General features: G+C 61.9%; 20 protein-coding genes. 6 read left to right on the forward strand and 14 right to left on the reverse strand.

What is annotated here, in order from left to right; genetic code table 11:
• Positions 1-23: 23 nt before the first annotated feature.
• The 6 genes from ACIPW4_RS20815 to ACIPW4_RS20840 form a co-directional block, all read right to left on the reverse strand.
• Positions 24-686, reverse strand: a complete 663-nt coding sequence (locus ACIPW4_RS20815; protein ID WP_400661088.1) for an ABC transporter permease — start codon at positions 684-686, stop codon at positions 24-26.
• Entirely contained in the window at positions 683-1,681 is a 999-nt protein-coding gene (locus ACIPW4_RS20820) for an ABC transporter ATP-binding protein (protein ID WP_400661089.1), read from the reverse strand. The genes ACIPW4_RS20815 and ACIPW4_RS20820 overlap by 4 nt, the downstream gene beginning before the upstream one ends.
• A complete protein-coding gene (locus tag ACIPW4_RS20825; RefSeq protein ID WP_400661090.1) occupies positions 1,678-2,361 on the reverse strand; it encodes an ABC transporter permease in 684 nt (227 codons plus the stop codon). Before ACIPW4_RS20825 ends, ACIPW4_RS20820 begins: the two co-directional genes overlap by 4 nt.
• A 356-nt stretch (positions 2,362-2,717) precedes the next feature.
• Positions 2,718-3,701, reverse strand: a complete 984-nt coding sequence (locus ACIPW4_RS20830) for a GlxA family transcriptional regulator (RefSeq protein ID WP_400661092.1) — start codon at positions 3,699-3,701, stop codon at positions 2,718-2,720.
• A 153-nt stretch (positions 3,702-3,854) separates the two neighbouring features.
• Positions 3,855-4,820 (reverse strand): alpha/beta hydrolase, encoded by a 966-nt coding sequence (locus tag ACIPW4_RS20835; RefSeq protein ID WP_400661094.1) that lies wholly within the window; start codon positions 4,818-4,820, stop codon positions 3,855-3,857.
• Positions 4,821-4,844: 24 nt separating this feature from the next.
• Complete coding sequence (locus ACIPW4_RS20840; RefSeq protein WP_400661096.1) at positions 4,845-5,744, reverse strand: amidohydrolase family protein; 900 nt, start codon at positions 5,742-5,744, stop codon at positions 4,845-4,847.
• Between the two features lie 373 nt (positions 5,745-6,117).
• Here ACIPW4_RS20840 and ACIPW4_RS20845 point away from each other — a divergent pair, with 373 nt between their 5' ends.
• The gene (locus ACIPW4_RS20845) at positions 6,118-7,452 is read left to right on the forward strand and encodes an OprD family porin (RefSeq protein WP_400661098.1); all 1,335 of its coding nucleotides are present in this window, start codon (positions 6,118-6,120) and stop codon (positions 7,450-7,452) included.
• A 134-nt stretch (positions 7,453-7,586) separates the two neighbouring features.
• Here ACIPW4_RS20845 and ACIPW4_RS20850 read toward each other — a convergent pair whose 3' ends face one another.
• From ACIPW4_RS20850 to ACIPW4_RS20860, 3 genes are all read right to left on the reverse strand, one after another.
• Positions 7,587-10,025, reverse strand: a complete 2,439-nt coding sequence (locus ACIPW4_RS20850) for a TonB-dependent siderophore receptor (protein WP_400661099.1) — start codon at positions 10,023-10,025, stop codon at positions 7,587-7,589.
• A 141-nt stretch (positions 10,026-10,166) separates the two neighbouring features.
• Positions 10,167-11,123, reverse strand: coding sequence for a FecR domain-containing protein (locus ACIPW4_RS20855; RefSeq protein WP_400661101.1), 957 nt, complete (start codon positions 11,121-11,123; stop codon positions 10,167-10,169).
• Entirely contained in the window at positions 11,120-11,626 is a 507-nt protein-coding gene (locus tag ACIPW4_RS20860; protein WP_400661103.1) for a sigma-70 family RNA polymerase sigma factor, read from the reverse strand. The genes ACIPW4_RS20855 and ACIPW4_RS20860 overlap by 4 nt, the downstream gene beginning before the upstream one ends.
• Positions 11,627-12,043: 417 nt before the next feature.
• Between ACIPW4_RS20860 and ACIPW4_RS20865 the strand changes: the two genes are divergently transcribed.
• Positions 12,044-12,289 carry a DUF2790 domain-containing protein gene (locus ACIPW4_RS20865; protein WP_400661105.1) on the forward strand — a complete coding sequence of 82 codons (246 nt, stop codon included), beginning with the start codon at positions 12,044-12,046 and terminating at the stop codon, positions 12,287-12,289.
• A gap of 113 nt (positions 12,290-12,402) precedes the next feature.
• Here ACIPW4_RS20865 and ACIPW4_RS20870 read toward each other — a convergent pair whose 3' ends face one another.
• A complete protein-coding gene (locus ACIPW4_RS20870; RefSeq protein WP_400661107.1) occupies positions 12,403-13,014 on the reverse strand; it encodes a YitT family protein in 612 nt (203 codons plus the stop codon).
• Entirely contained in the window at positions 13,004-13,186 is a 183-nt protein-coding gene (locus ACIPW4_RS20875; RefSeq protein WP_400661108.1) for a type II toxin-antitoxin system Phd/YefM family antitoxin, read from the reverse strand. The genes ACIPW4_RS20870 and ACIPW4_RS20875 overlap by 11 nt, the downstream gene beginning before the upstream one ends.
• Before the next feature lie 400 nt (positions 13,187-13,586).
• Between ACIPW4_RS20875 and ACIPW4_RS20880 the strand changes: the two genes are divergently transcribed.
• The 3 genes from ACIPW4_RS20880 to ACIPW4_RS20890 all read left to right on the forward strand — a co-directional run bounded on the left by ACIPW4_RS20880 (position 13,587) and on the right by ACIPW4_RS20890 (position 18,786).
• Positions 13,587-17,561, forward strand: coding sequence for a DEAD/DEAH box helicase (locus ACIPW4_RS20880; RefSeq protein WP_400661110.1), 3,975 nt, complete (start codon positions 13,587-13,589; stop codon positions 17,559-17,561).
• A gap of 121 nt (positions 17,562-17,682) precedes the next feature.
• Entirely contained in the window at positions 17,683-18,399 is a 717-nt protein-coding gene (locus tag ACIPW4_RS20885) for a tellurite resistance TerB family protein (RefSeq protein WP_400661111.1), read from the forward strand.
• Positions 18,400-18,501: 102 nt separating this feature from the next.
• Positions 18,502-18,786, forward strand: a complete 285-nt coding sequence (locus ACIPW4_RS20890; protein WP_400661113.1) for a hypothetical protein — start codon at positions 18,502-18,504, stop codon at positions 18,784-18,786.
• Positions 18,787-18,821: 35 nt separating this feature from the next.
• On the opposite strand, the gene ACIPW4_RS20895 is transcribed toward ACIPW4_RS20890, so the two are convergent.
• The 3 genes from ACIPW4_RS20895 to ACIPW4_RS20905 form a co-directional block, all read right to left on the reverse strand.
• Positions 18,822-19,829: a hypothetical protein gene (locus ACIPW4_RS20895; protein ID WP_400661114.1), complete on the reverse strand. Its 1,008-nt coding sequence runs from the start codon at positions 19,827-19,829 to the stop codon at positions 18,822-18,824.
• Positions 19,830-19,910: 81 nt separating this feature from the next.
• Positions 19,911-20,420 carry a ProQ/FinO family protein gene (locus tag ACIPW4_RS20900; protein ID WP_400661115.1) on the reverse strand — a complete coding sequence of 170 codons (510 nt, stop codon included), beginning with the start codon at positions 20,418-20,420 and terminating at the stop codon, positions 19,911-19,913.
• 144 nt (positions 20,421-20,564) lie between these two features.
• Positions 20,565-20,789, reverse strand: coding sequence for a hypothetical protein (locus ACIPW4_RS20905; RefSeq protein WP_400661117.1), 225 nt, complete (start codon positions 20,787-20,789; stop codon positions 20,565-20,567).
• A 117-nt stretch (positions 20,790-20,906) separates the two neighbouring features.
• Between ACIPW4_RS20905 and ACIPW4_RS20910 the strand changes: the two genes are divergently transcribed.
• Positions 20,907-22,070, forward strand: a complete 1,164-nt coding sequence (locus ACIPW4_RS20910) for an AAA family ATPase (RefSeq protein ID WP_400661119.1) — start codon at positions 20,907-20,909, stop codon at positions 22,068-22,070.
• The last annotated feature ends 215 nt before the right edge of the window (positions 22,071-22,285 follow it).

The following is a 22,285-nucleotide window of genomic DNA, read 5'->3' on the forward strand; positions in this document are numbered from 1 at the left end:
TTGTTGTCGTTGTAGGTCATGGCTCAACGCGCCGCCAGCCGCAGGCCACGGGATACCGAGGCGTGCTGCACCAGCCCGCACAGCATGTCCACCAGCATGGCCAGGCCGGCAGTGGCGATGGCGCCCGCCAGCATCATCCCGTAGTCGTTGAGGTCGATACCGGTGAAGATCAATTCACCCAGGCCCCCTCCCCCCACCAGGAAAGCCAGGGGGGCGGTACCGACGTTGATCGCCAGGGCCGTGCGCAGGCCGGCGAAGATCACGATCATGGCGTTGGGCAATTCAACCTTGAACAGAATCTGGCGCGGGGTCATGCCCACGGCTTCTGCTGCCTCCAGCAAATGCCGCGGCACAGCACGCAGGCCTTCATAGGTGTTCACCGTGATCGGCAGGATCGTGGCGACCCAGAGCGCAAAGATCGCCGCCGGCGCGCCGACGCCTACCAGGGTCATTGCCAGCGCCAGCAACGCCAGCTTGGGCACCGCCTGGCCGATGTTCAGCACCTGCATGACCGCCAGCGCGTGGCGCTGGTTGCGCGGGCGGCTCATCCAGACGCCCACCGGCAAGGCAATGACGATGGCCAGCGCGCTACTCACGGCGACGATGTGCAGGTGCTGAACCGACAGGTAGATGACTTCGCTCCAATAGGCCTGAAGCCACTCCATCATGTTTGCGAGGCTGTTCATCGCGCCACCGCCGTGGTGTTGTCGACCAGGCGCGCGAGGATGTCGCGCTGGTGGATGAAGCCCAGGAACTGGCCCTGGCGATCCTTGCACACTGCCCACTCGCGGCCTTGGCCGAGCAGTTGGCAGAGCACCTGACGCAGGTCATCGCTTGGCAGGACGGTGATCGGCGTATACGAGGATGCGCCTGCCTGATCACCGACCACCTGGATATGCTCTTGCGGGGGTGTCTGGCTGGCAATGTCCGCTGCCTGCAGCAGGCGCAGGCGCTTCATGATGCGATCGCCGCCCATGAAGTTGGCCACGAAGTCGCTGACCGGCCGGGCAAGCAGGTCGTCGGGGGTGCCGAACTGTTCTACCTTGCCTGCATTGAACAGCGCAACGCAGTCAGCCATTTTCACCGCTTCGTCGATGTCATGGCTGACGAACAGGACGGTCTTGCCGACCTGGCGCTGAATGCGCATGAATTCGTCCTGGATCGTGTCGCGGTTGATCGGGTCGATCGCGCCGAAAGGTTCGTCCATCAGCATCACCGGCGGGTCGGCCGCCAAGGCACGGGCCACACCGATCCGCTGCTGCTGGCCGCCGGAAAGCTCACAGGGGTAGCGTTTGGCGAACTTCGAAGGCTCCAGCGCGACGACTTCCAGCAACTCCGCCGCACGCTTGCGGCTCTTGGTCTTGTCCCAGCCCAGCAGGTCAGGCACGACGCAGATGTTGTCCTCGACGGTCATGTTGGGGAACAGCCCCACCTGCTGGATCACGTAGCCGATAGAACGGCGCAAGGTGACGGTGTCCAGCTCGGCGGTGTCCCGGCCACCAATCAGCACCTTGCCGGAAGTCGGCGCAATCAGGCGGTTGATCATCTTCAGGGTGGTGGTCTTGCCACAGCCGGATGGGCCGAGCAGCACGCAGATCTGGCCTTCCGGGACGGTGAAGGAGACATCTTCTACGGCCGTGATATTCCCGAATTTTTTATTCAAATTATCAATCTGGATCACAATGTCGTTTCCTTCAGGCTGAGGGTGTTGAGCTTGGTCACGCCCTTGGGCGTCAGCGCACGCTGGAGAAGGGACAGCGCGTAATCGGCAGCGACGGCGATGACACTGATCAGGATCGCCCCGGCAATGAGCTGGCGGGTGTCGGACTGGGCAATTCCGCGCACGATCAGGCTGCCAAGGCCTCCAGCGCCGATATAGGCCGCAATCGCCGCGATGCCGATGTTGATCACCGTGGCGACCCGTACCCCGGCCATGATCAGTGGCGTGGCCAGCGGCAGCTCTACCTTCCACAGGCGCTGCCAGGACGACATGCCCATGCCCCGGGCAGCTTCGCGCAAAGAGGGCTCGACGTTGGAAATCGCGGTGTGGGTGTTACGGATGATCGGCAGCTGCGAGTAGAGGAACAGCGCAATGATCGCAGGGACCATGCCGATGCCCTGCCCCCAGATCGACAGCACCGGGATCATCAGGCCGAACAGTGCGGCAGAAGGAATGGTCATCAGCATGGCGGCGAAGGTCAGGATCCAGCGACCGGCGCGAGGGTGCTGGGAGACGAAGATTCCCAGCGGCACGCCTGTGAGGATGGCAAGGCCGACGGCCATGAAGACGATGTAGAGGTGCTGCCCAAGCAGGTGAGCAATCAACTCCAGATTCGAGGTGATGAAACTTAACGTTTCCATTGTTCTTGTGCCTTTCTCCGCAGGATTGTTATTCGCCGGTTCATCTGGGAGTGGATGCCGGTATTGAGAGAAACAGTAACCCCCGCAGGCCGCTATCCGGAGATCAAGGTTCGACGATCTCTGTCATAAGTTCGACATTTCGCGTCGACTTCGAGCAATACAGCTATCGGCGGCAACGCCACCCAGGGCTGGCGCTGCCGCTCAGCAACCTGAGGCGACGGGCTGGCGGGCAAGTTCGCCGCAATCAAGGCCCAGAGCCTCGGTTCCAGAGGGGTTGGCGGCGCGGGCACGAGGCGATCGGTGGGCGCTTTACGGAATATCAAAGCCCGCTTTCATGATCAAAGCGAACGCCGTGGTCAGATCGTTGCGTCACTATCAAACTTCCGACGCTCTTCACCTGGGCTGCATCCCCACGCCTTGCGGTAGGCGCTGCCCAGATGCGAAGCCGAGACGAAGCCGCACGAGTAGGCGATCGAGGCGATCGACTTGCTGCTTTCACGTAACAAGCGGCGCGCTTCGGCCAGCCGAAGTTCAAGATAGAAGCGTTGCGGGGTCATGCCGAAGTGCTGGTGCCACAGCCGTTCGAGTTGGCGCTGGGAGAGGTTGCATTGCTCTGCGACGGCTTCGATGCTGATGACGTGCTCGAAGTTGTCTTCCATGTGGCCGATGGCCGCGGTAATGCGCCGGTCATGGACGCCGAAACGCCACTGGATCGACATCCGCTGATGTTCTTCGGGCCCACGGATGCGGGCATGCAGGAACTGCTCGGCAACGGCGGCCGCCAGCTTTCCCCCGTAGTCCACGGAGATTTGCGCCAGCATCAGGTCGATGGCAGCGGTGCCGCCGGCGCAGGTCCAGCGGTTGTCGTGGTTCACATACAGTTCGCGGGTGACTTCGATGGCTGGGAATTCCTCGGCGAATTCGTTGATCGACTCCCAGTGCAGCGTGCACTTGCGGCCATCGAGCAGGCCGGCCCGGGCAAGAATGAACGTCCCCGTGCTGAAGGCCCCCACCGTTTTGCCCTGGGCAGCAGCGCGCTGCAGAAACCGCAGCATCTTCGGTGGGCGCAGGTGTTCGATGTCGAGGCTGGCGAGCACAAAAACCCGATCCAGTGCATCGACCTGATCAAGCGCCAGGGTGTTGATCTCTACCCCACTGCTGGAGCTGACGGTCCCGCCCGTTTCAGAGAGCAACTGCCACTGGTAGAGCGCTTTTCCGGCCAGGCGGTTGGCGGCACGCAAAGGTTCACTGGCACCGGCCAACGCCATCATCGAAAACTGCGGCAGGATCAACAGGCCGATCCGTTTGCATGCTTCAGTGGGTGTGACGGTTTGAACCATGAGGGGCTCCAGGCAGGTAGGCGGCAGGCAAGACCACGGCCGGGTCCGGCATGCCTTCAGGATACTGGAGTGGCTTGAGTTCGGCGTAGCGAAACAAATGGCGGGCTTGAGGGGCGGCAAGGACCCGTATCGGGCCCTCACCGCCATGGCCTGTTACAGGTGCTGGCGCACGGCTTCATCGATGTTCTGGATGATGGCCTGGAACACCGGGTGGCCGGCTTCGTTCTGCTGACCGTGCTGCATATCGGAGATCACCAGAACGCCGTCACCGGCATCGCCTGGGTAACGCTGATACAGGCGCTCGGACTCAGCAGGCATGTGCAGCGAGTTTTTCGCACCGTGGATGATCAGCGCGGGCGGGAAGCCGCTGGCACCCTCGATGGCCTGCTCCGGGTCGAAGGCAACGTACGAGGTGTAGGACTTGGCGCTGACCCAGGCGCAACCCGGCCAGCGGTCGGCCCCACCCGCTTCGGTGTAGGCACCCAGCTGTTCGTCGACGTATTGCTGGGTGGCGGGATCCAGCGGGTAGTAGCCCAGGCGAGTGGCGTCGGTACCGGTGTCGAACGGTGCAATCGCAGCGTCCGGGCTCAGTGCCTTGATGCCGGCGTCGGCCGCCTTGGCATCGGCACGCAGGGCTTGCAGGGAACGGATGCTGGTGTAGCTCATCGGCACCCAGAATTTCACCTGCTCGCCGTTGCCACGCGCAAGTTCCGCGATGGCTGCCAGGCTGGCCACCGAGCCCATTGCCCACGAAGCGACCACCGGCATCTGGCCAAATGCGTTGCGCACCCAGGCCACTGCACCGAGCACTTCGTCCTTCTGGTCTTCGAGGCTGACATTGGTCACGGTCTTGCCATCGACCTGCGCGGTGTTACGTACCGCCTTGTTGTTGAAGAAGCCTGCCACGTCGTAGGTCATCACGCGGTAGCCGCGGGCGGCCAGGGCGCGACCGAACAGCTGGCCGTACATCGAGACCCCACCGGTGAAGCCGGAGTTGAATACCACGGGTGGCAAACCTTGATCCGGGTTGGCCGGCTCGAAAACGGTGCCGTTGAGGCTCAGCTTTTCGCCGCCGAAATCAACGTCGAACATGATGTCGCGAGTAGAGATAGTGCTCATTTTTTCACCTGGTGGCCTGATGGCTTATTGATTGGGAAAAACAATGGGAGCTGCGCCGTGAAGCAGATCATCGGCAGTCGCGTTGCAGCATTCGGAGGCGGCATTTGCCAGTTGGCGGACGAAATCGAACACGCCCACCGGGTCGAACAAATCGCTGTAGCCGTTGCCATGGGAGTCGGCGCCGACATGTGGAGCATCGCTGGCCTGAAGCAGCAGTTTGTCTGCGCCCAACGCGTCAACGATGCGACTCACGAACGGCACCACTTGGGCAATCTCGATGGCTGTGCGGTATCCCGGCCCTTTGAACCAGACGTTGCCGCGCTCGCGGGCAGCGTCGAGAAGTGCCAGGAAGGCGGGGGCGTGAGCACCTTCATGCGCATGGCAGGTGCCCAGATGGTCGATGACGACGCGGACCCGTGGCGGAATCTGGCGCAGTACCCGCAGATTGGTTTCAGCTGACTGGGCGTAGACATGCACATGCTGATGGGGCGCCAGACGCTCGTAGAGCGCCATCCACGCAGTGGTGCTATAGGCGTCGGCTGCCACGCTCTGTGGCGGCGCATCATGCAGAACGATACGTATGCCGACGACCTGGCGATGACCCAGTCGCTGTTCATTCGCGTACTCAGGGTCGGCTTTGATAGTGCCTACCAGCCGCACATGGTCGTACTTGCCAGGATGTGCCACTTGCAACCTGGCAAGTTCTTCAAACGACGAAAACACATTCGCAGAGTCTGGAAGAATGCTCAGATGAACATTGTTCAAAAGTACGGGCTTCAATCCGTTGGACGCCAGCAAGGCGAGATATTCAGTGAGCGGATTGGCGTCAGGCAGTGCATAAGGAAGATCAGCACCCAAGGCAGTGAGATCTTCGGTGGTGAAGAAGTGCACATGGCTGTCGATCAATGCGTTGTTATTGTTCATGGGCAGGTTCCCGTTGGCGTGAAGACACGATAGGGGCAAACCCTGCCCGGCTCGTCTCGCCAACCCGACGACTCCTATCAAAAGTTCGACATCGCGCTTTTGCTCTTGCGGCCCCATGCACGGGAATGCGGGCCGGCGGCCCGTGTCTGAGCGCCCTGCCCTCGCCACTCGGCGAAAAAATGACAGAGGATGTCGATTCCCTGATTCAGGCTCGCACAGCCCTGATTCGACTATTCAAGCGAGGCGTAGATACCCGGAAACCGGGTAACTCGCCACTGCCAACCCCCCGCCGCCTGACCCTCAGGTCGTGCGTCATAACTTCAATAAAATGCAGGTATGGCCAATGCTTGATACCCCTTCAATTTGCAGCCGGATGAGCGCGCAAAAGAATGGCCCTGTTCATTCCACCGAAACTGCCACGGTAAAAATCCATAGCCTTGCCGCGATGGCACTCTTGCTGAGCGGCCCGGCGTGGGCAGGGCAATCTGAAAGTGCAGGCTTTATAGAGGGCAGCAGCCTTTCCGTGCTTGCCAGGAACTATTACTTCAACACCGACAGAGCCAATGGTCGCAGCAACCAGAAAGACTGGAGCCAGGCCTTTATCGCCACTTATCAGTCGGGCTTTACCCAAGGCCTTGTCGGCGTGGGTGTCGATGCATTTGCTTACTGGGGCATCAAGCTGGATGCCGGGAGCGGTCGCACCGGCACCGGGAACCTGCCAGTCGGCGATGATGGCGATCCGGATGACGAATACGCCCGTGCTGGAGGGGCGGTCAAGGCGCGCATTTCCAACACCGTTTTACGCTACGGCCAGATGTCGCCGAGCGCCCCCGTGTTCGCGCAAAGTGTCAGCCGGCTGATGCCGCAAACGGCTACAGGCTTCCATGTGTCGAGCACTGAAATCGACCGCCTCGCAGTGGAGGCCGGGCACTTCACGTCGGGCACTGACCAGGTCAACACCAACCGCGACGGCGAGCTTTGGGCTACCTATGCCCTGGTCACCACGCCTGCGGTCAATTACGCCGGTGCACGATACAAGGCCACCGACAAGCTGAGCCTCACCGCCTATGGCAGCCGATTCGAGGACATCTGGAATCAGTACTACATCAATGCCAATTATGCGATCCCCCTGTCCAAGGCCCAGGCGCTCACGTTCGATTTCAACCTCTACCGCACCACGGACCACGGCAGTGCCAAGGCGGGCACGATCGACACCACTGCCGGGGGCATCCAGGCTGCCTACAAGTTCGCGGCGCACACCCTGACCCTCGCCTTCCAGCAGGTAGCCGGAGACCAGCCCTTCGACTATGTGGGCTTCGGCGACACCGGCCGAAGCGGCGGCTCGATTTTCTTGCCCAACTCGGTGCAATATTCCGACTTCAACGGGCCAGGGGAAAAGTCCTGGCAACTGCGCTACGACCTCAACATGACCGGGTACGGCATACCCGGGCTGACCTTCATGGTGCGCCACCTGCGCGGTCAGGACATCGACGGGACGCGGGTGACCGAGGGCGCCTACGCCAACAAGTACGGCGATGGCGACAAGGAATTCGAGACCGATGCCGAGGCGCGTTACGTGGTGCAGAGCGGCCCTGCCAAAGACCTGTCAGTGCGCCTGCGCCTGGCCTGGCACCGTGGCGACGCCAGTACCGGCGGTGACCAGGACCAGGTGCGGGTGATCACTGAATATCCGTTCGACCTGTTCTAGCGCCGCCCTACCCTGTGGGAGTAACTGTCTGCTCGAAATTTGAAAAGCTCGTGCAATAACCTGCGGGCTTGCCCGCGAACACGGGCGAAGCCCGTGCCATCCAGTGCGGTGTGGCCAAGGCATCGCTTCATGGATCAGAACGTGTACTTCAGCGACAGCATCAGGTTGCGCGGATCACCGTAGACATTGCTGGGCACAGTGGCATTGGAGCTGAGCGAGTTGTAGTACTTCTTGTCGAACGCATTGTTCAGGTTCAGACGCGCATCGATGTGCTCGGTCGGCTTGAAGCCCAGCATGAAGTCGACCAGGGTGTAGCCATCCTGCTCGATCATGTACGTCGTGCCCTTGTTGTAGATGCGGTTCTGGTGGTAGAGCGAAGCGCCGACACGCCATTGGTTGAACTGGCCAGGCAGGGTGTAGGCGGTGCTCATCTTGAACAGGTGGCGAGGGATGTCAGTATCGAACAGGCGGCCTTCGTTGGCCTCGTTGGCATCCTTCACATACTTGGCTTCGGCGAAGGTGTAGCCGGCAGCCAGTTCCCAGTTCGGCGTCAGCTGGCCCTGCACCTCCAGTTCGATACCTTTGCTGCGGACCTTGCCTGATGCCTCATAGCACGTGGTGGCCGTAGCGGTATTGCAACTGAACGATCTGGCGCGGTTTTCCTGGTCGATCTGGAAGATGGCGGCAGAAGCGTTCAGGGCGCCATCGAAGTATTCGCCCTTGATACCCAGTTCATAGTTCTTGCCCGTGACAGGGGCAATGACATTGCCGGATTCATCCACGTAGTTTTGCGGCTTGAAGATATCGGTATAGCTGACGTAGACACTGTGATGCTCGTCCAGGTCGTAGATCAGGCCTGCATACTTGGTGACATACCGGGTGACCTTCAGCTCGGGGAGGTTGCCCGCCTCGCCCTTGTAAGGCTGGGTGGTGGTGTTGTCATACCAGTCCAGGCGGCTGCCCAGAATCAGCTTCAAGGGGTCGGCCAGGCTAAGGCGGGTGGTGGCGTACACACTGTTGAGCTTGGCGTTGGTGTTCTGCCAGCCGTACTTGTCCTGGCTTTCTGGTTTCGGCGTGGCACCCGAGTCCCAGTTTTCCGGGTCGATGGCGCTGTTCAGCAGGATGTTATAGGGGACGTCGCCGTTGAACACCACACGACGGTGGCTGGCACCGACCACCAGTTCATGGTCGCGATCCATCAGCCGAAACGGGCCACTGGCATAGGCGTCGAAGCTGTTCTGGGTTTCCCGGTAGTGCCCGGCACCGACGTACTGGTTATAGACCTGCGTGGCCGCGGGAAAGACGATGTAGGTGCCTAGCATGTCCAGATCGGCCCAGGTCCTGGTGGCCGAGACGTTGAGTTTCCAGCCGTTGTCCAGCGCGTGCTCCAGCGCGGCATAGGCCGAGGTGCTGATCTTGTCCCAGTACTCCCAGTCGTTGCTGAGCGAGGTCGAACGCGACAGGTGCAGATCTTTGCCGCCGACGCCTACCGGGAGGCCGGTCCAACCGTTGCCGTTGTTGTTGTCCTGCTGGCGAGATGCGCTCAGCGTCAGGGTGGTGCTGTCGTTGAGGTCGGCCTCCAGGATGCCGTAGAACAGGTTGCGTTCGTTTTCCAAGGTGTCGCGGAAGCTGTTGCCAGTCTGGTACGCGGCCACCATCCGGCCCCGAACGTTGCCGCTGTCGTTCAACGGCCCGCCCACATCGACCTCTGTGCGATAGCGGTCCCACGTTCCCATTCGGCCTTCGATGCTGGCCTGGAATTCACGGGTCGGCCGCTTGCGGATCAGGTTGATGGCCGCCGAGGGGTTGCCCGCGCCCTGCATCAAGCCAGTGGCGCCGCGCACGATTTCCACCCGGTCGTACATGGCCATGTCGGCCGACAGCAGGTCCTGGGAAACCTGGGAGCTGTCCAGGCTGGTAGGTAGGCCGTCATACATGATGTTGTCGAGCGAGAAGCCACGGGCATAGTACGAGGACCGCTCGGGCCCGGTGCGGCGAAGGGTCAGGCCCGGCGTGTTCTGCACCACTTCGTTGAGGTTGGCCAAGGCCTGGTCGTCGATACGCTGGCGGGTCATGACGGTCACCGACTGCGGCGTCTCGCGCAGGGACAGTGGCAGCTTGGTAGACGTCTGTGCGGCCCCTGTGGTGTACGAACCGGTACCTTCGGTTGTGCTACCCAGCCCGGTCACGGTAGTTGCCCCGAGCTCCAGCGCGCCTGTGCTGTCGACAGCTACCTCGACGATGTAGCTGTCCGCGCTCTTGAGCGCTCTGAGGCCAGTGCCGGCCAGCAGCTGGGCCAGGCCATCCTTTACCGAATAGGTGCCACTGAGCCCTGGGCTGCGCTTGCCGGTTGTGAGTATTGCATCTGCCGACAGCAAGATGCCGGACTGGCTCGCGAAGTGGTTCAGCGCCTGGTCCAGGCTCCCGGCCGGGATGGCGTAGTGGCGGGTCTGTTCACTTGCGTGGGCCAGCGTTGCGGGCAGGGCAAGCAGCACTGGACCGCCGCTGAGCAAGCCGGCGAACAGAATGTTTCGGGTCAGTCGCAGGCGGGTGGGTGTGGGCAGGTACGGCACGCTGAACGATCCTCTTGAGAATGCTTCTTGGTGGAATTCAAGAGGTATCCCGCTTGAGTCGGCCAAACCGACAACCGTCCGCAAACTTTTTTTGCCATGGCAGCATGAGGCCGGGATCGGTGATCCGATCGCTCGGCGAAACTAAGCTGGACTGACCGTGACCCAGTAGCGTGTCAACTTCTGTACCGTTACCGGAAGCGATTGCTGAAGTGCCAGCAACACGCGATCAGTGTCGGACAAAGGAAACACGCCGGTCAGCGGTAGCTTCGCCACGGCCGGGTCGCAGCGAAGTACGCCGGGGCGATGGCGAGCCAGCTGGGCGACAAATTCCCCCAGCGGCATGCGCTCGGCGATCAGCCGGCCATCCTGCCAGGCGATGGCGTTGGGGTTCGCCGGCACGATGTCACCCAAACGGGTCGCGGAAAACCTGCAGCCTTGCCCGGCCTGCAGGCGCATGGCGCGAGCATGGCGTGGGCGTAGCTCCAGCTCGCCCTCGAACAGCTCGACCTGGCATTCATCGTCACGTTGGTACACTGAAAAACGTGTGCCGAGCGCCTGGATTTCCCCGGCTGCCGTGTCCACGATCAATGGGCGTTGCGCTGCGTCATGGCCACTGTCGAGCAGCAGCTCACCTGCGAGCAGGCAAATGCGCCGCTCGCTGGCAGTGAACCGGATATCGACGGCGCTGCCGCTGTTAAGGCTAAGGCGGCTGTTGTCCGCCAGCGTACGTTGCAGGCGTTCGCCGGTACCGCTGCGCACGTCTGCCATGGCCTCGCGCCAGGGCAGTTGCGATTGAACGAGATAGCTGCCGCCACCCGCCAACAAAAGCGTGCAGAGCAGTTTCAACGTCTGCCGGCGTTGGGCATCGGGCTGCTCTCGCAGGACCGCGAGCGCGGTGCCTGCCGGTACGCCGCCAAGGGTATTTTGCAGCTGTTGCAGGCGCAGCCACGCACGCTCATGCTCCGGGTCGGCAGCACGCCACTCAACGAAACGACGCTGTTGTTCCTGATCCAGTTCGCCGCCCCAATGCAGCATGAGCCAGTGGCTGGCCTGCTCGACAATGCCGGCGCAGATGGGCGCTTCGCTGACGCTTTTCATTCGGCGTACAAAACCTGATAGCAGGCGTTGATAGCGCGAAGCATGTACTTTTGCACGGAGCTGAGGCTGACCCCGAGACGCTCGGCGATCTGGGCATAGGTCAGTCCTTCGAACTGCGACAGCAAAAAAGCCTCACGCACCTTCGCCGGCATGCTGTCGAGCATGGCATCGATCTGCATCAGGGTTTCGATCACGATCGAGCGGGTTTCCAGCGACGGCGTTTCAGGCTCCGGCATGGCGGCAAGGCTCTCCAGGTAGGCTTGCTTGATACGCTGGCGACGCCATTGGTCGATGACCAGGTTGCGCGCGATCTGGGCGAGAAAGCGCCGCCCATCGCTGTGCTCCGGCAGGCGGCGTGTCACCAGAAGGCGCAGGAAGGTGTCTTGAGCAATATCCGCCGCCCGCTCGCGATCACCCAGGCGCTGACGGAGCCAGCCTTGCAACCAGCCGTGGTGGTCGCGATAAAGGCTATCAAGTGGTTGCAACGGGACGTCGATAGGCACTTGGCTTTCCCGGTAATCAGATGCATATAGGAATTATTATCGATTGTAATGCGTTGTTTCAATCTTTGAAACAGACTCGCGTGCAGGGCTGCAGGAGCTTGATCTGATTTTGGCGCGGCGCTTTCGGTAGAGATCACATCGTGAGGACGAATCGTCCACAGAATTTTCACGAAGCGCCTGGCACTCTGAAGCCATCCCTACGTGATAGACCTTGCCCGCCTAGCAGCGGGCTTTCTTTTGCCGCGAAGAAAGTGGGCGCTCCGGCCTCACCCCTGCCCTACCCAAACAGGCACGATGCAGATCCTCGATCAGGTACATAGGGGATATATATTTTGCGCACTAAACATTATTGCGCAAAATGACAACCACTCAGCAAGCAGTCGCTGACACCCCTTCCCAAGCTACCGGAGAACGATCATGACCATCAGCAAAGTATTCGCCATCGCCACCTTGACCCTCGGCACCAGCATCGGGGCCTTTGCCCAGACCGCCACCCCGTACCAGTACGGCATGAACCTGGACATCGCCCAGGTGATCGCTGTGGACGACTCGGTCAACGCGACCGAGTCCTCTGGTACTGCCACCCTGACCTACCGCGACAGTGACGGCAAAGTGCACAAGGTCAGCTACCTGCGCCCAGCCACCAACGTCAACCAGAACTGATTGCCAGCCCATTGCCCAGGGAGCCCGAGAGGTCACGGCCATCGAGGAGCAGCTGAAGTCACCGGCACAATCCCACCGGGGCAGGTGTTCGCCCCGGCGTGCCTGGTGCTTGTCTACCCTCGGTAGCGGCCGGGTTTATGCCAGATGATCAACACCAGATTCATCGCGACCGTGCCAATCAGCGACCAGACCAGCTTTTCCCTCGGCAGGTAGATCGCGGCGATGATGAACAGGATACAGTCGCAGACCAGTTGGGAGACCCCTGCGTTGATCGCAAACCTGCGCTGAATCCACAGCACAACGGAGCCCGTTCCGCCCATGGATGCGTTGTGCCTGGCCAGGCACAGGATGCCCATGCCCAGGAGGGTCCCTCCCATCACCCAGCCAATCTCGGGGTCGATGCCCGCTGTGTTCAGCGCTGGCGTCACGAGCTTCACGCCGGCACCCAGTGCGAAACTTACCAGCACGCTTTTGAGGGTGAAATTGCGGCCCATGGTGAACAGTGCGAACAGCAGGAAAGGTACGTTGATCGCAGGTACCAGCACCGAGGTCGGGTACGGGCTGACAAATGAGCCCAACAGCGCCATCCCGGCGATCCCGCCGGTGATGAGACCACTCTTGCCCAGGATGGCGATCCCCGTGGCCGCCAGGGCAATGCCGGTGAAGAGGCCGTATGCGTCATCCAGTGTGCTGTGGCGCGGATACGCTGCAGCCTCACAGCTCATAGGGCGTCTCCAGCAGTACGGTGCCGCGCTGGCGCAGGCCCTCCACGGGGTTGATGCGAGCAACCTCGACGCCGTGGCGAACGATGACCACCTCAGTCCCGTAGATCACTTGTTCGAGGATGAACTCAAGGCACGATTGAGCTTCGGGCAAGTCATATTTCACCTGGTGCATGAAGGGTTTCCTTTTGGGATCGCTATTGCGGGAGGGAGGCGGGTTCGCCTCGGACTGCGCGGCCGGGTTGGCGTAGCGCTGGGCAATATGATGATGCTTCCAGGCGGAAAAGTGCTTTCTCAATATGCGCTGTTAGAGGGTTACTGCGAATAGATTTTTCAGAAAAACAATTATTTTTGAATAATTAAACCCAAGAACCGCGGCCGCTGCCGTTCTTCCAGTATCCTGTTAGCCATTGGCAACCCAAGCCAGCGCCCCCGACACCTCGACGAGACCCAGGATGCCTCTCCAGCCCCCTAGCCCCAACGCTTTGCCCGACCACTGCAGGGCCGTGCTCCACGCACTGGTCACGTCCTTTCCTGGCAAAGGCAAAACCTCGCTGCTGAAACTGCTGCGGTCCATGGCCATCCAGAGCCCGGACGGCAAACTGTTTGACGTGACCACCCTGCCCGCAGTGCTGCAATGGCTGCAGGAGCACGGCTGGGTCGAACTGGAGCAGCGCAACGAAGGGCTGTATTACGCGGTGGCTGCGCAGCGGCGTAACACTGTGCTGCTGAACCTGCTTGGCTCAGCCGATGGCACGTTTCATTTGCACCAGATCAACGCCAGCCTGCCCGTACTTGGCCCCTTTCAAGCACTTGGCAAACAACGGGCATTGCAAGAACTCTGGCTCAGCCTGTTGAACGCTGAAAGCGAGCGGCTCAAGTCGATGCTGGATATCTCCAGTGGCATGTTCCCGTCACAAGAATGGGCTGCGCTGCATCCCATGCACATGCTGCAGGCCGATGCGCCAGGCCTGGAAGTGTTCGGCCAGCTGGACGAGACGGTGCGCTGGCTGCTGGTCGAGGATCACCTTCGCTGGAACAACAGCCTGCTGGGGCCGACAGGTGGCAGCTATGCATGGGCCAAGGACCAAATCGCGCTCAGCCCTTCCCCGGAGCTGGGGCGGCAAGTGATCACACAGGCGCTGTGGCGCGGGGACTGGAAAGTATTCGAAGCGTACGGCCCCCAGAGCGCTCCGCTTACGACCGCCTGTGTGCACGCATTGCTGCGCGGCCAGGTCGGCGAGACCTTGCAACAGCTGCGGGCCTGGCTCACCGATCAGCGCAGGCAGACCAAGAAGCGCAAGATCGACCTGCCACCGCTGCTCAATGCACTCTATTGCCTGGCCCTTGTCGGTGAAAACGACAGCCAGCACCACGCGGCTCTGAAACAGGCCCTGGTGCTGGGGGGAAAACAAAACTACGGCAAGGCTTACCCCGTGCTGCTTGAGCTGTTCGAGAAGCTGCAGGGCAACAAGCCGGAGCTGACGTACTTGCGACCCTCCACGCCCAATGGCCTGGATGGCCTGCTGATGGCCTTGGCGCTTTACTGGCTGGATGCACCGCTGGCGCGTGAGCCGCAATGGCGCAAGGCGTTGGAAGATTACCGGGATGTACTCGATCAACAGGGCTACGCCTGGCTGGCGGCAGAATACGATGCCCTGATCGCCGCGCAGTTCGGCGTGCCAAGGCGACTCCCCAATCTGCATCAGGACGCAGGCCTCGTCCCCCTGGTTACGCTGCATCAGCGCCAGGAAGCCTGGCAGCATGCCCTCAGTGCCCTGAGCCAGCTCAAGGCTGGCAGTGCCGCGCCCGGTTCGGCTGGCAAGCAGACCACACGCCTGGCGTGGCTGCTGTGCTTCCACAGCTACCCCAACAGGCTTGAACCGCGCGAGCAGAAGCTCGGGCCCAAGGGGCAATGGAGCAAAGGCCGCCCCGTGGCGCTCAAACGTCTGCTGGAGGAAGGTGACCGTCTGGACTTTCTGTGCGAGCAGGATCGCCAGGCAATCAGCTTGATCCAGGCCAGCCACTCGTACTTTTCCAGCGCCGACTACGAATTACCGGTCAGCCTGGGCCTGTCCAGGCTGGTCGGCCATCCGGCGTTGTTCTGGCACGACGCCCCCGATGTCCGTGTCGAGCTTGAGACAGGCCACTGCAGCCTGCACCTCGAGGCCCAGGACGGGATGACCCGGCTACGCCTGGAGCCGCCAGGCATCGCCACCGACGACACGCACTACTTGCACCGGCAAACGCCAACCCGCCTGGTGATCTACGCGGTCAACAGCGACATACGGCAGATCGCCAGGATCATCGGCGACGGCCTGAGCGTGCCGCAATCGGGCAAGGCGCAACTGATCGAAGCCGTCAGCGCCATCGCCCCACTGGTGCCCATCCACTCGGACCTGCCCGAACTCGCCGCGCAAGTCGAGCTGGAGCCTGCCGACACGCGCCTCTACGCGCATTTGCTGCCACTGGCCGAGGGTTTGCGTCTGCAACTGCTGGTGCGCCCATTGGCCGAAAGCAGTTGGTTCCGCCCAGGCCAGGGGGCGCAGCATGTGCTCGGCGAGCGCGATGGCAAGCCATTGCAGGTAAGCCGTGACCTGCCCGGCGAGCGCCAGGCACTGCAGCAGGTGCTGGACGCCTGCCCCGGGCTGGCCAATGCGGTCAGCGATGGCCAGGAATGGCAACTCGATCAGCCTCTGCAGGCCTTGCAGGTGCTCAGCGAACTGCATGCACTGGACGGCACCCAGGTGCACTGCGTCTGGCCGGAAGGCGAGCGTATGCGGATCAAGGGCCGCCCTGAACTTCGAGCGCTGAGGCTGGGCTTGCGCCAGCAGGGTGACTGGTTCGTCCTGCAAGGTGAAATCGACCTCGACGACGGCAAGGTGCTGCAGTTGCGCGAACTGCTGGCACTGCTCAAGGCCAGCCCTGGGCGCTTCCTCAAGCTCAACGAACGCGACTGGCTGGCGCTTGACGAACGCTTGCGCAAACGCCTGGATGAACTGGCGCACCTGGCTGATCGGGTCACCGATAAAGGCCTGCGCCTCAGCCCGCTGAGCACGCCAGTACTGGCCGGGCTGGCCGATGAGGTCGGCGAGTTCAAGGCCGACAAGCATTGGCAAGCGCACCTGGCAAAACTGCAATCGCTGGGCAATTACCAGCCAAAGCTACCCCGTGCCCTGCGCGCCGACCTGCGCGCTTACCAGCATGAGGGGTTCATCTGGCTGGCGCGCCTGGCTGAATGGGGCGTCGGTGCCTGCCTGGCCGACGACATGGGCCTGGGCAAGACGGTGCAGATCCTCGCCCTGCTGTTGCATCGCGCCGCAGCAGGCCCGCAACTGGTAGTGGCACCGACTTCGGTAACGCTCAACTGGCAGGCCGAAAGCAGGCGCTTCGCGCCGCAGCTCAACCTTCGTCTGTACCACCAGGCGCGCACGCTGAGTGACCTTGGCCCTGGCGACGTGGTCATCACCAGCTACGGCCTGTTGCAGCAGGACAGTGCCACCTTTGCCGCCTGCCACTGGAACAGCGTGGTGCTCGATGAAGCGCAGGCCATCAAGAATGCACAGACCAAGCGCTCCCAGGCGGTGATGGCATTGCAGGCCGATTTCCGCCTGGTTGCCACGGGCACTCCGGTGGAAAATCACCTGGGCGAACTGTGGAACCTGTTCCGCTTCATCAACCCGGGCCTGCTCGGCAGCCAGGAAAGCTTCGCGAGCCGCTTTGCACTGCCCATCGAACAGGGTGATGCAGCAGCCCGGCGGGTGCTCAAAGCACTGATTCAACCGTTCATTCTGCGCCGGCTCAAAAGCCAGGTGCTCGACGAGTTGCCGGCACGCACCGAGATCACTTACAAAGTCCCACTGTCTGATGAGGAGGCGCATCTTTACGAGGCCCTGCGCCAGCGAGCAGTCGATACGGTGTCTGACCTGGCCCCAGGGGCAGGCAAGTCTTTCCAGATACTGACGGAAATCACCCGCCTACGGCGGTTCTGCTGCCATCCGACCCTGGTAGTGCCGGAATCGACCCTGCCCGGCAGCAAGCTACAGGCGTTCACGGCGATCGTCGAAGAGCTCCTGGACAATGGCCACAAGGCGTTGGTCTTCAGCCAGTACGTCGACCATCTGAACATCGTTCGCGCCTGGCTCGCGCAACGCGGTATCGCCCACCAGTACCTCGATGGCAGCGTGCTGCCCAAGGACCGGGAAAGCCGGGTCAATGCCTTCCAGGCAGGGGTGGGTGAGGTGTTTCTCATCAGCCTGAAAGCGGGGGGTAGCGGGCTTAACCTTACAGCTGCCGACTATGTGATTCACCTCGACCCCTGGTGGAACCCGGCGGTCGAGGACCAGGCCAGCGACCGCGCGCATCGCATTGGCCAGCAGCGCCCGGTGACGATTTACCGGCTGGTCGCCGAGAACACCATCGAGGAGCAGATCGTTGCCCTGCATGGTCGCAAGCGCGACCTGGCCGACAGCCTGCTCGAGGGCGGCGAGGTGAGTGCCAAACTCGACGCTGATGCGTTGTTGAGGCTGTTGGTTGGGGATATCGGCTGACAATGTCAGGGCGAGCCTCTGCCCAAACGGCCATGGCCTTCAGCCAGACGGTCATGGCGGTTCACTTTGAGAGGACTATCGTTGCTTGTCTGGGCAACGACTACCGATCGAGGATGCAGCCATGAACACCAGTGATCTTCTCGAACAGCTACTTCGGGCTGGCCAGGGTTCGCAAGCGCAGCAAGGCAGTGGCGGCATGTCATCCCAAGGCGGCCTTGGCGGCTTGCTGGGCGGTCTGCTTGGCGGCGGCGCACCAAGTGGCGGGAGTGGCCTGGGTGGTCTGCTGGGCGGCCTGCTGGGTGGTGGTGGCAGCAGCAGCCTTGGCGCGTCTCCCCAGGGCCGTTCCGCGGGTGGCATGAACTACGCGACCTTGGCGTCGTTGGGCATGATGGCGTTCCAGGCCTACCAAAGCTGGCAGCGCAGCCAGGCGGCAGCGCCGCAACAGGCGGTACGAACGGTCGACCAATTGGCCGGCCCCGAAGTTGAGGATCACAGCCATGCCATTTTGCGTGCGCTGATTGCCGCCGCCAAGGCCGATGGTCGCATCGACCCGCAAGAAGAACAGTTGATCTACGCCGAAATCAAACGCCATACCGACGACCCGCAGCTGCAACAGTGGCTGGATGACGAAGTCGGCAAGCCGCTCGATGCTGCCGAGGTGGCTCAATCAGCCCAGAGTGACCCGGCCATGGCTGCGGAAATGTACCTGGCCAGTGTAATGCTGGTAGATGACCAGCAGGATGCTGAGCGGGCCTACCTTGACGAGCTGGCCAGCGCACTGCGGATCGACCCGGAGTTGCAGGTGCACCTGGAACAGCAGGCCAAAGGGGCCGCATGACGGCAAAAAGCGCATCCGGAGGTTGAAGAAACTGTCGGGAAGCTTAACCTGGCGGTCTGTGGGCAGAATCCCAAGCCAGTTCATTCAAGGAATTACTCCGGCATGATGCCTGATGACGCTTTACGATTGACCCGCTGGTTCGCTGGCTTCTCCCTTGCGAGCGTGATCCTGGGGCTGGTGCTGGCGATGTACGTGCTGCAGTCGCCAACCACATCACCCGTCAACATTTCGGGCGTGCTTGCACTGGGCGTGCTGTGGATTACCAACCTGCTAACGCTGCTGTTGAACGCAGGCTACTGGTTTATCCGCAGGTGGCCACAATGGCTGCTGGTGATCATCCTGGTTCAGGCCATCGTGGCGGTGACTGGCTTGTTTGCCTTGGCCTGACCGCCAATCAACGGCCTGATGAGCGCTCAATGCCGTCAGCCGCAGGCCCAATCCAGCTCCATCCTGGCCAGATCCAGCTGCGCATTGCCGCCGCCGAAATTGAACCCGCCAAAGTGCTCTTCGAACTCAAGGTAGAAGGGCCCAAACTCAGGGTAACCCTGAATCGGAAACATCGTGCCGCCCAGGTGATTGCGCCCATCCAGTTGCGCCAGCCCAAGCGCGTCGCTCTGCTCGCCGCTGTAAGCGGGTACATATCCGCTAGCCTTGCAATCGTCTTCCCATTCGCGGGGTGGCTTGCCGACGTTCGGGTCGCCTTCACGGACCTGCGCGTGGATCGCGAACGCCGTCTCGATACCGGCTGCCCTACCCTTACCTGGTAGCCAGTCAAAAGGGGGCGTGCCAGGATTTCGGACTTTGTCGTGAGCCAGGTACTCGGCATAGCTCTGCTCAAGCCAGCCAGGCGCCTGCCCCAGTAACGAATTGCCCTGTAGCGCCGGCACAGGGCAAAGACCACCCTCGAACTCTGCCTGTGTCAGCCAGATGGCCGCGTACTGCGCCCCCAGGATGTCGTCCATGTCGAACTGCATCGGATGGCGCGCCCGCCGGTGCAGCCAGAAAGGCAGCAGCGCTTCATCAGCTGGAGGTTGGTCCGTCAGTTCGCTGGCGAAGTACGCCTCGATCGCAGCGCTGGATGGCAACTCTTCGAGCTGGTCATCCACGAACACGCTGAGCGCGACGTAGTCTTCACCCTGAGTACGGTACTCGCGGGGCAGGTGCAGCGTGAACGCATGGCGCAACGGGTAGCCGATGCTCTCGCTGAGCGGCCACTGCTGCTGGGTGATACCCGGCGGCAGGCCAAGGCTCCAGCCGCCAGACCAGTGCTCGCCGCGGCCGCTTCCGGGAAGCTGGCATTGCGGGGCACGTAGCAAGTCATAGGCGGTTTTCAGCTGGAGGTCGGCCTGCAAATCCATGGGCCGTTGTGGGACGTCTTTCATTTTCTGGTTCCTTGTTTTCAGGTAACGGAAATACCTGATGTGCTTCATCCTTGAGGTAGCTTGTGCAGTTGGCGCGACGGCTTGGCCTGCGCCAGCCAAAGGAAGGCGCAGGGCCAAGCGCGAATGAACTCAGTCCGCAGTCTGTTCCGCTGCGGTATCAGCGCCCGGTGCCGGCGTAGCCGCTTTCGGCTTCGCACGGTTCTTGCGGCCCTGGCTGCGTTGCCGCGCAGCCTGCTGCTTGGCATACAGCGCCTGACCCGCAGTAACGACGCCAGCCGGCTGGCCGTTCAGGTCCAGACGCGGCGCATTCTCCACCATGCTTGCCCAGTAGCGGCTGCCCTTGCACCAGGTCGAAATCCCCAGCTTGAGCTGTTCGCGGGTGATGCCCAGCAGTTCAAGGTGTTGCTCGGCATCCTGGAAGATGCCCTCCTTGAGCGGCACCTTGGGGGCCGGGTTGACAGGGAAAGCCAATGGAAAGTGCTTCTGCAGTGGCCAGATCGCCGCCACCGCCGGGTCCTGCTCACGCGGCTTGGCCTGCGGGGCGGGCTTGCGCTTGGCGGGCTTCGGCGTGTCGGCCTGTGCTTGCGCTTTTTCAGACCGCAGGCGGTCGCGTAATTCAGCTAGTTGTTCAAAACCCATCGTTAATTCACTGCTTCGAGAATGATTGCGTGGCGCAAGGATAAGCCATGCAGCGCTTGAGTTCAGCTGAAACAGGATAATTTGCCGCTGTTTTCGTGACACACCATTGCTGAGCGCCGACTACGCACGCTCTATTTCACGTATTCAGGCGATATCGATATCCGACAAGCCGAGTACCTCGGCCTGGGCCAGGATCTGCGCGGGCGTGGCATCGGGCGGCGGCATCACCAGGCTGTTCTCGCCATCTCCGAAATGCAGCACCATCAAATGCAGCGCCGCCTCATGCCGAGCCAGGCGGGGCTGCTTGAGTTCGAAGGTATGTGAGGCCGGCTGGCCGTTGAGCTGATAGCGCACGGTGTAAGGATGCATGGGAACCTCCAAAAGGATCGGGGACCCATTACCTGACCCGGCGGACAAAAAATAATTCCGCAACGCCGACCCGGTTCCGCCACAATCGGCCACTCAGTTCACGCTGGGACGCCCCGAATGCTCACCACCCTCGCCATCGGCAACTATCGCTCGATCAACCACCTCGTGTTGCCGCTGGGCCAGCTCAACCTGGTGACCGGCGCCAACGGCAGCGGTAAATCCAACCTGTACAAGGCCCTGCGCCTGCTCGCCGAAACCGCTCAGGGCGGCGTAATCGAAGCACTCGCCCGCGAAGGCGGACTGGATTCGACCTGGTGGGCCGGGCCTGAGGTGAGTGCCCGCATGAAGCGCGGCGAGGTGCCCATCCAAGGCCAGCATCCGAGTGAGGTTAAACGCCTGCGGCTGGGGTTTGCTACCGAGCATTTCGGCTTTGCCATCTCGCTCGGCCTGCCGATACCCCTGCCCTATCCCACCGCATTCATGCTCGATCCGGAGATCAAGTCCGAGGCCATCTGGGGCGCTGGGGCTTACCGGCCAGCGTCCCTGTTGGTAGAACGCAAGAACGCCATGGTGCGCGCCCGGGAGGGCAACAGCTGGACAGTGCTCGATCAGCATGCCGATAGCTGCGAGAGCTTCTTCAACATCGTCGGCCGCCCTCGCCAGGCGCCGGAGATCGGCGAACTGCGCGCATTCATCAACAGCTGGCGGTTCTACGATCACTTCCGCATCGACCGCGATGCACCCTGCCGCCAGCCACAACTGGGCACCCGCTCACCGGTGCTGCACCACGATGGCCGCAACCTCGCCTCGGCGCTGCAGACCATCATCGAAATTGGTGAAGTTGAAGACCTGGTGGCAGCGCTGGAGGACGCCTTCCCCGGCAGTCGCCTGGAGATCGATGCACCACCGGGCGGCCTGTTCAGCGTGCGGCTGTATCAGCATGGCCTGCTGCGCCCGCTGGGTGGCGCCGAGTTGTCGGATGGCACGCTGCGTTATCTGCTACTGATGGCCGCGCTGCTGACGCCCAGGCCACCGTCGCTGATGGTGCTCAACGAACCGGAAACCAGCTTGCATGCTGACCTGCTCCCGGCCCTGGCGCGGCTGATCATCCGCGCTTCGCAACGTAGCCAGGTGTGGGTGGTGTCGCACAGCAGGCCACTCATCGAGGCGTTGACGGCGTGTGCGGGGTGCAATGTGCTGGAGCTGGAGAAGCATCAGGGGCAGACGCAGTTGCGGGGTGTTGGGTTGCTGGATGAGCCGCTTTGGCGCTGGGTCGACTGATCCATGAAGAATGGGCGCGAACAGCCGCTATCAACGCACGGCGAAGAATCGCATCAAGTGGCGATGAGGTATGCCGCCAGGCCCTTGGCCAAGTGCCAAGGCTTCCACAAGGACAGATGATCGAACAATCGGCTGGAGTTGCCCGCCACCCCGGCAACCGCGAGGTAGACGAACCACTTTCGCAGCGCTCTGGAGAGTTTTCTTTTAATGAATCG

It is taken from the genome of Pseudomonas sp. NPDC089996, assembly GCF_044748405.1.
Lineage (GTDB): Bacteria > Pseudomonadota > Gammaproteobacteria > Pseudomonadales > Pseudomonadaceae > Aquipseudomonas.

What these genes read in the sequence shown, in the direction of transcription:
- ACIPW4_RS20895 (WP_400661114.1), bottom strand. Translation starts at nt 19,829, where the DNA reads ATGAAGCACATCAGGTATTTCCGTTACCTGAAAACAAGGAACCAGAAA.
- ACIPW4_RS20900 (WP_400661115.1), bottom strand. Translation starts at nt 20,420, where the DNA reads ATGGGTTTTGAACAACTAGCTGAATTACGCGACCGCCTGCGGTCTGAA.
- ACIPW4_RS20870 (WP_400661107.1), bottom strand. Translation starts at nt 13,014, where the DNA reads ATGAGCTGTGAGGCTGCAGCGTATCCGCGCCACAGCACACTGGATGAC.
- ACIPW4_RS20910 (WP_400661119.1), top strand. Translation starts at nt 20,907, where the DNA reads ATGCTCACCACCCTCGCCATCGGCAACTATCGCTCGATCAACCACCTC.
- ACIPW4_RS20875 (WP_400661108.1), bottom strand. Translation starts at nt 13,186, where the DNA reads ATGCACCAGGTGAAATATGACTTGCCCGAAGCTCAATCGTGCCTTGAG.
- ACIPW4_RS20885 (WP_400661111.1), top strand. Translation starts at nt 17,683, where the DNA reads ATGAACACCAGTGATCTTCTCGAACAGCTACTTCGGGCTGGCCAGGGT.
- ACIPW4_RS20880 (WP_400661110.1), top strand. Translation starts at nt 13,587, where the DNA reads ATGGCCATCCAGAGCCCGGACGGCAAACTGTTTGACGTGACCACCCTG.
- ACIPW4_RS20905 (WP_400661117.1), bottom strand. Translation starts at nt 20,789, where the DNA reads ATGCATCCTTACACCGTGCGCTATCAGCTCAACGGCCAGCCGGCCTCA.
- ACIPW4_RS20830 (WP_400661092.1), bottom strand. Translation starts at nt 3,701, where the DNA reads ATGGTTCAAACCGTCACACCCACTGAAGCATGCAAACGGATCGGCCTG.
- ACIPW4_RS20840 (WP_400661096.1), bottom strand. Translation starts at nt 5,744, where the DNA reads ATGAACAATAACAACGCATTGATCGACAGCCATGTGCACTTCTTCACC.
- ACIPW4_RS20890 (WP_400661113.1), top strand. Translation starts at nt 18,502, where the DNA reads ATGATGCCTGATGACGCTTTACGATTGACCCGCTGGTTCGCTGGCTTC.
- ACIPW4_RS20855 (WP_400661101.1), bottom strand. Translation starts at nt 11,123, where the DNA reads ATGAAAAGCGTCAGCGAAGCGCCCATCTGCGCCGGCATTGTCGAGCAG.
- ACIPW4_RS20845 (WP_400661098.1), top strand. Translation starts at nt 6,118, where the DNA reads ATGAGCGCGCAAAAGAATGGCCCTGTTCATTCCACCGAAACTGCCACG.
- ACIPW4_RS20815 (WP_400661088.1), bottom strand. Translation starts at nt 686, where the DNA reads ATGAACAGCCTCGCAAACATGATGGAGTGGCTTCAGGCCTATTGGAGC.
- ACIPW4_RS20825 (WP_400661090.1), bottom strand. Translation starts at nt 2,361, where the DNA reads ATGGAAACGTTAAGTTTCATCACCTCGAATCTGGAGTTGATTGCTCAC.
- ACIPW4_RS20835 (WP_400661094.1), bottom strand. Translation starts at nt 4,820, where the DNA reads ATGAGCACTATCTCTACTCGCGACATCATGTTCGACGTTGATTTCGGC.
- ACIPW4_RS20865 (WP_400661105.1), top strand. Translation starts at nt 12,044, where the DNA reads ATGACCATCAGCAAAGTATTCGCCATCGCCACCTTGACCCTCGGCACC.